General features: G+C 36.1%; 5 protein-coding genes. 1 reads left to right on the forward strand and 4 read right to left on the reverse strand.

Annotation, left to right across the window (positions count from 1 at the left end; genetic code table 11):
- The first annotated feature begins 152 nt into the window (after positions 1 to 152).
- Entirely contained in the window at positions 153 to 1,343 is a 1,191-nt protein-coding gene (locus ACQKNS_RS18725) for an MFS transporter (protein ID WP_427644792.1), read from the forward strand.
- 519 nt (positions 1,344 to 1,862) lie between these two features.
- Here ACQKNS_RS18725 and ACQKNS_RS18730 read toward each other — a convergent pair.
- From ACQKNS_RS18730 to ACQKNS_RS18745, 4 genes are all read right to left on the reverse strand, one after another.
- Positions 1,863 to 2,261, reverse strand: coding sequence for a hypothetical protein (locus ACQKNS_RS18730; protein WP_427644793.1), 399 nt, complete (start codon positions 2,259 to 2,261; stop codon positions 1,863 to 1,865).
- 901 nt (positions 2,262 to 3,162) lie between these two features.
- Positions 3,163 to 3,549, reverse strand: coding sequence for a DUF192 domain-containing protein (locus tag ACQKNS_RS18735; RefSeq protein WP_427644794.1), 387 nt, complete (start codon positions 3,547 to 3,549; stop codon positions 3,163 to 3,165).
- Positions 3,550 to 4,621: 1,072 nt separating this feature from the next.
- The gene (locus ACQKNS_RS18740; protein WP_427644795.1) at positions 4,622 to 6,352 is read right to left on the reverse strand and encodes a phospho-sugar mutase; all 1,731 of its coding nucleotides are present in this window, start codon (positions 6,350 to 6,352) and stop codon (positions 4,622 to 4,624) included.
- Between the two features lie 386 nt (positions 6,353 to 6,738).
- Positions 6,739 to 7,009, reverse strand: a 271-nt coding sequence (locus ACQKNS_RS18745; RefSeq protein ID WP_427644796.1) for a hypothetical protein, incomplete at its 5' end; no start/stop codon positions are given.

Below are 7,009 nucleotides of genomic sequence, written 5' to 3' on the forward strand. Positions count from 1 at the left end.
ACAGTGAATGATTCAGGTACAAGCTTTTCAGGAAGAAATAATAAACGATAACTAAGCAAGTGTTTTACTCCTAAATATTTTTTATGATATGATAATTGAATTGTTTATCTACCCCGTGGCACATTTACATTCATCTAAGAAAAGAGGTATTTATGCACGACACAGAATTATCCAAGCGACATTGGTTACTCATCTTAACACTTACTTTATTAACATTTGTTCTTGGGACAAGCGAATTTGTTATCATCGGGATCTTAACCGATATTTCCTCGAGTCTCCAGATTACAAATGCAAAAGCAGGTACGCTCGTTTCTGCGTTTGCGATTACGTTTGCCATTGCGACACCACTCGTGATGTCGACAACAAGCCATTTTCCAAAACGTAAATGGATGTTATTTTTGATAGGTTCGTTCATCATCCTGAATGCTTTATGCGTAATTTCGAATAGCTACATCATGATCCTTGCTCTTCGGATGATGACTGCCATCGTAACAGGAGTTTTAATTTCGCTTGCCATGATTGTTGCAAGCGAAACGATGCCAATCGCAAAACGTGGACTTGCTATATCATTCGTATTCGGTGGTTTTACACTTGCAAATGTAATCGGAGTACCAATAGGCACTGTCATCGCTGATTGGTACGACTGGAATGCAACTTTCCTTTTAACGACCTTTCTCGGTGGAATTGCTTTTTTGGCGTCTTTCTTCATTTTGCCTAATATGGACAGTACATTTCGCAGTTCAATGCGTGAGCAATTTTCCTTGTTAACACACCCGCGAATCTTAATGGCTTTTTTCATTCCATCTCTTGGATTTGGTGCAACGTATGCCGTTTATACGTATCTTGTTCCGATCCTGAAAGGAATGGAAGCACCAAGTAGTTCAATTAGCTTGATATTGTTTGGCTACGGATTTATTTCTATTTTCAGCAACATTCTTGCTGGTAAAATTGCCAGCCACAATGCTATCGGACGCCTCCGGTTTGTTTTTCTCGTTCAAGCAATTGTTCTGATCAGTTTATATTGGACCACAGATAATTTGATCTTTGGATTGGTTAATATTAGCTTAATGTCATTAATGGCCATCCTTTTAACAACATCCACCCAGCTTTATTTGATAGATCTTGCCGGCATTTATCAACCAAAAGCTACAGGCCTAGCTGCTTCACTGATGCCAGTAGCAAGCAATGTCGGTATCGCCTTTGGTTCAGCATTAGGAGGAGTTGTTTACCATCAGGGAAATTTGATGAGTGTTACATTGGTAGGTGGGTTGGTTGCCATCTTCGCAAGTCTTCTAACTTTCCTAAGTCATCGCTTAGACCAAAAACAAAAAAAACTAGCATAAGAGAGAAGCTATGTGCGCCTTGGTATGAATCCTATCAAAAGAGAAGTGTATTGTAGCTTTGAAACAAAGTGGTATCAAATTAATACGAAAAATCTTGATAGAGCATGTTTTGAAAAAAATGGTCAAAGCATGCTCCTAACCATATACAATTGAATGATACTTTTATTAAAGGATCAACTAGCCAAATGGAGGTTCTTTCTGTAAATTTCCATTACCCGTATGATCCACTATTTTTGGCCATTCCCCAAAACCCTCCAAAACCTTTTTGATGGGTTTTTTCTTTTATAGTAAGTGAATCCAATGAATTTAATAAAGGCAACGTTGGCAGGTTTTCCATCGAATTTTTGTTATCATATTATTTAATTCAACGTCTTAACCGCTTACACCATTGCAAGGGCATGAAAAATAAAAGTCAACTTCTAAACCGGCAGCATTTCTTTCCTGATATAGCAACACGAATCACAATGAAAAAATGATTCATTGTTTTATTTTATATGTTCATGAAATTGACTTGTTTTCTTAAAAAGCATGAATATTTCCAGAGTCCATTTTATTCTTTATATTCTGTACGTTGCTCAGTTCATCGGCAAAAGCAAGAAATGACTCCCTATCATGTGCATCGAGTGCTTCGTTTACTTTAAAACTCAAATGGTTTATTTTTAGGTTCAAATCCAAAATCGAACAAATGCTACCGTTGGAATATAGTTCTTCAATATCTTCCACATGCATAAAAAACTGAAACTCATTGTTGACAACTATCAAAGAGTGCCATCCTAGGCAATCAACATACTTCCGTTCGTTTGTAATAGTCCAAACATCACCTTGAAGAAACTCAATGATATGTTGGTGTTTTTGCCCAGGACAGCAGCAGCTTACTTGATGCTGAAATAATTCCAATATTACAAAATTTCTATTCATAGGTGTTCCTCCCCCACTCACGTTCATTTTTTTGAACTCTTCATCAAATCTAACTCTTTGTCAGTCAGACTTTTTTTTGTCAGAGTTCACATCTATTCTGATAAGGTTGACTAATTTCCATATTTATCTTACTGGTCCATATTGTCGTATTGAAATTTTTTTATCGACATGAAAAAGGATTAATTGAAAATGATTATCAATTTCAATTAATATTTTATATGATAATGATTATCACTGTCAAACGGTTTTAACCAACTTTTCATATTTTCGTTTCGTTGTCTCTGAAAAATAAATGCCCGGTTACTGCTGTCACGCGCCCTCTAGAGTATAAAGGTTTTTACTATTCATTCTTTTTTATTTAATGTTCGTTTTAGTCAAATTCTAATAATGATTCTTGAGTGGATGTGTCCATCGATTAAGTCCCACGCATCCGTACGTCCTACCCTGGCAACTGATAAAATAGATTCCAACAAAATAGGTCAATAGTAATTTTACTTGTCGACCTTAGTATATGAAAGCACCCGTTTTTTCCATTGCTACTTACTGTTTCTGATATTACTTCTGGGGGTTCCCAATTTTCATTTTTTGAATACTACAAGGCATTGTTGTTGTATCTGATTGTATAGGGGAACTGACAAAAGTTAAGATAATAAATATGCCCAAAACAATTTGTTTCTTGGTTATTTTACCTTCATTATGATCTAAATATAGATAGTCCTTATTGATGTACCCTGCCTCTCTATTTGCATAAGAAAAGGAGCTGCTCAGCAGCTCCTGGTAATGAGGTAAAAGCACCTTATTTTGTTTAAGGACAATTCTTCACAATCTTCCGAGTAACATTAACATAAATATCCATTTATAACTTACTTCAAATAACTAAAGATGAGGGTGTGATATGAATTCAACCAAGCTTTACATAATCCCCTACTTTAATATGATTCTTTTCAAACCATCCAAGATTCACTTCAATCGCATAATGATATGGTATTTCCGGATCATAGGTAGGGCATATATACTCTTGACAAGGTACCATATCAAGTATTTTTAGAATTTCCCCAACTGAGTCAAGAAATGCAATAGATAAAGGAATAAATGTGTTTTTCATCCAAAATCCACCATATATTTCTTTTGAAAACACAAATAACATTCCTTCATTTTCGGGTAAATTCCCAACAAACATTAAGCCCTTTTCTCTTTTTCTTTGAGTATCTGCAACTTGAACGATTAATCTAGTTTCCCTGTTTCCACTAAGTATTTTTATCATTTTTCTTTTTATTATATTTTTCATGTTCACTCACCTTCGAGTATCATTAACAGGAAAAAGTTTTAGGTCTTTTTAAAAAAAGTTCATGGGATTGAAATTTTCTATTATCGAAATAACCTCCATTCCCTAATAATAAAAATGAAGAAAGCTTGAGATAAAACGAATACATAAAGAAAAAAATAACGAACAAAGCACCGTTTCACTTCTAATATTATTCTGTGATTTTAAATTTAATACGCTGTTTTCTATAAACACAGCAACAATATAAAAGTACAGGCATGTTTTGGAACCCTTTCATGAACTTAATTAAAGCTTGCTAAATCGAATTTTTAGTTGTTAACGCATAGCATATGAAAGATGTCCTTGATCGAAACACGAGAATTGAGTATCCTTGTTCCATTCCGCAGAAGTTATGTAGTATGAGCTAGACACCATAATCAAAATTAGGAACAGCAATGAGCATCACCACTAGTTATTAGGAGCTTTAGTCTATTTGCATATCTCCAGGTAGGAACTATGGGGAGGTTCTTTTGTTTGAATGTCGATTTTATGTACATGTTACAGTTTCACTTTTAAGAATTCATCTTTAAAGGTTCTTTTCTTATTTGACTTTTCTCATAGGGGATGGCCTCAACATGAGCGCCCATGAGGACCCTTTTAAAAACCCTCCCCATTTAGCACCTTTCATAAGGCCCATCCTAGGGCCTGTACAACTGTACTACGTAACGTCATACGGTATCAGCAAGGCTACTATATAGGAAGGATTTGAAGAATTGGATTGGAATAGTATATTATATGCTCAACCTTCCAATTAGTGTACAATAGTAATAAATATCCTCATCAGCCCCTTATAATCTACCACACACACCATCATACCCAACCAATGGGATAAGGACCCTTTTCAAAACCGATAGACCTAAGTAAGACCTACAGGGAATCTTGATTTCTAGAAGGGTATTTATGACCCCGTAAGGCTAATGCGCTAGATTTAGAAAACATTACTAATCTAATGATAGACAAAAAAAGGCCGCATTTCTTTACATAATGAATGCTGACCCTAGTTTTTTAAGAAGATCCTCTGAAAGGGAGCCCTTCTTTAAAGCATTTTATTGATACTCCTCATAAAGTCTTTCACAACGGTGGATAATTTCCCTTTCGCTTCCTTCATCGAGCTTCCATGAACACCGAAATAAAATTTAATTTTAGGTTCTGTTCCGGAAGGTCGTAAACATACCCATGTGCCATCTTCAAGAAAGTATTTTAAGACGTTCGATTTTGGGAGTTTGATGGCCTCTTCCCTATTTGACGCAAACATGAATTTTTTCCTGCTGAGATAATCTTCTTGAACCACTACTTGAAGACCAGAGATTCGATCTGGCGGATTTTCACGGAATTCATTGATAATCGCTTCAATTTGTCTGGCACCTTCGATTCCTTTTAAAGTCAACGATCGCAAATCTTCCAAGTAATATCCGTATTTACTGAAAACATCCAGTAAACCTTCGTACATCGTTTTTCCTTGCTTTTTGTAATAGGCACAGACTTCCACTGCCAGAATAGTAGCCTGTATCGCATCCTTATCTCGAGCAAAATCTTTGATTAGATATCCATAACTTTCTTCAAAGCCAAACAGGAAAGAATGTTCTCCACTTGTGTGGAATTCATTGATTTTTTCAGCAATGAATTTAAACCCAGTTAAAACATCTACGGTTTTCAAACCATTTTGCTCTGTAATCGCCCTTCCGATTTCTGAAGTTACAATGGTCTTTAATACGACTCCATTTTCAGGAAGAGTCCCTTTCTTTTGTTTTTGTGAAATTAAATAATCCAAAAAGAGAGCGCCTGTTTGGTTGCCTGTTAATACGACATAATCTCCTGCATTATTTTTCACGCTAATTCCGAGCCTATCCGCATCCGGATCGGTGGCAATCAATAAATCAGCGTCGACACGCTTTCCAAGCTCAATGGCCAACTCAAAAGCAGCATGTTCCTCAGGATTAGGCACTTTTACAGTAGGAAAGTTAGCATCGGGGATTTCCTGTTGTTTAACAATATGGACATTTCGATATCCAAGATCATGCAAAGCACGTTTTACTGATTTATTTGCTGCACCGTGAAGCGGTGTAAACACGAGCTTTACATCGATTTCATCTGCTAGCTTTAAATCTTCCGGAATAGTGAGCAAATGCTCATTATAAGCAATATCCAGCTCCTCACCGATGATTTGAATGAGTCCTCTGTCCTTTAGGATTTCTTCTTCCTCAACAGCAATGGAAAGCTCACTTCCAATCGCGTTCACGTAATTAATGACTTGATTCGCCGCTTCAGGAGAGAGCTGTGCCCCGTCTGACCCGTACACTTTATACCCATTATATTCAGGCGGATTATGGCTTGCTGTAATGACGATACCTGCAAATGCATCCAGCTTACGAACGGAAAAAGAGAGCTGTGGAGTAGGCCGTAATTCATCAAATAAATAAGCTTTAATTCCCTTTGTTGCCAAAGTCTTGGCTGCTTCCAATGCAAATTCGGGAGACTTATGTCTTGAATCATATGCAATTACGACTCCTCTGGATTTTGCATTGTTACCAAACGTTTGAATATACTCAGCAAGTCCTGCAGTCGCTTTTCGAACGGTATAAATGTTCATCCTATTCGTACCTGGACCAATTTCCCCTCGCATACCACCCGTCCCGAATTCCAAATTTTTATAAAAGGCGTCTTCAATTGTTAATTCATCATCCTTCATTTCTTCAAGCATAAAACGCATTTCATGATTTAAATTGGGGTAACTTGTCCAAATGTTATACAAATGCTTCCAGGTCAATGAAATACAGCTCCTTCCAGTTTTGATTTATTTGGCATTTCTTTTCACTTTGATATTCGTACACAATGTAGCGATCAATCGAGTATGAAAACTAAAAAGCATCGTACCTAAAGATCTTCTTTTGCAAAGGAGTTGTAGAATCGCCAAATGTCCTCCCTCCAAAGTTGTTGGTTACGATTTATTCATAATCCCAACCAATACTTTGGAAAGAGCGTCATTTATTTTACATTCCTTTTTAGGAAGAGCGAAAATATGAAATTGGAATCCATATCTTTTAGCATTAGCAGCTGTTTGATTGGAAAGAATTGAACAGTACTTCCCAATAATAACTATTGGCTATACAGCTTGTTTTTTCGAAACTGTTTTTAAGTTTTCCTTACTTTATTTTATTTTTTCTTTTCTTTTTCAGTTTTCTTTTCCTTTTTCGTTTCCTTTTCCTTTTTCATTTTCTTTTCCGCTTTCTTTTCCTTTTCCGTTTTCGTTTCCTTTTCTTCTTTCTTTTCCTTTTCCGTTTTCTTCTCCTTTTCTGTTTCCCCTTTCTTTTTCTTCTTTTCCATTTCTGCTTTCTTTTCCTTTTTCGTTTCCTTTTCTTTTTCTGTTTTCTTTTCCTTTTTCGTTTCCTTTTCCTTTTCCTTTTCCTTTTCCTTTTTCATTTTA

Source organism: Peribacillus sp. NPDC094092 (assembly GCF_050279365.1).
GTDB lineage: Bacteria > Bacillota > Bacilli > Bacillales > DSM-1321 > Peribacillus.